The organism is Serratia odorifera, from assembly GCF_041448735.1.
Classification (GTDB): Bacteria; Pseudomonadota; Gammaproteobacteria; order Enterobacterales; family Enterobacteriaceae; genus Serratia_F; species Serratia_F odorifera.
In genome coordinates, this window is sequence record NZ_JBGMUT010000057.1 from 1 (window position 1) to 652 (window position 652).

The 652-nt window shown below is 33.1% G+C and carries 1 protein-coding gene; it reads left to right on the forward strand.

Annotation, left to right across the window (positions count from 1 at the left end):
• Positions 1-122: 122 nt before the first annotated feature.
• Positions 123-652 (forward strand): DUF418 domain-containing protein (locus ACCC84_RS23860; RefSeq protein ID WP_371902431.1); only part of this gene is annotated, 530 nt, incomplete at its 3' end.

Consider the following 652-nt stretch of genomic DNA (forward strand, 5'->3'; position numbering starts at 1 on the left):
CTTATGCAATTACCGGGTTTTTCTTATTTTTATTTTACAAAAGAAAGACACGTACTATTTTAATATGGTCAATTGTACTATTAAGTTTCATGCAATTGTTCACATTATTAGGTTCTCTTGTCATGTTATTAGTGCCGGTAGATGAACTAGGCCTTTCCATAGCCATTATGCCGTTAGAAAACTGGGGCTTACAAATTACAGACAGATTCTATTCTTTCTATTCTGAAGCAATAAGTAACAGTCTTATTATGCTTCCTGAAACACTAGGATTGTTTTTACTCGGATTATATGCCGGTAAAAAAGACATTTTCCGCCGTGCTAAGGAATTAGATCCAAAACTTAAAAAATGGCAAATCATTATGTTCATTTTAACATTACCGATGTGGTTTATTATGGTTTACTTCTTTATGAACAATCAACCATACACACCATTTTCACTTATGGGTATTACGATGATAAGCGGAAAGACATTGTTCATCTTCTACATTGTCACGTTAATGCGTTTATTACAAAAAGAAAAATGGCAAACAGTATTACGTCCATTCCAATACGTTGGACGAATGGCGTTAACGAATTACATCTCACATACAATTGTTACATTACTTGTATTTGGGCTACTATTCAAAAATGATTATCTTGCTCCATTATGGGT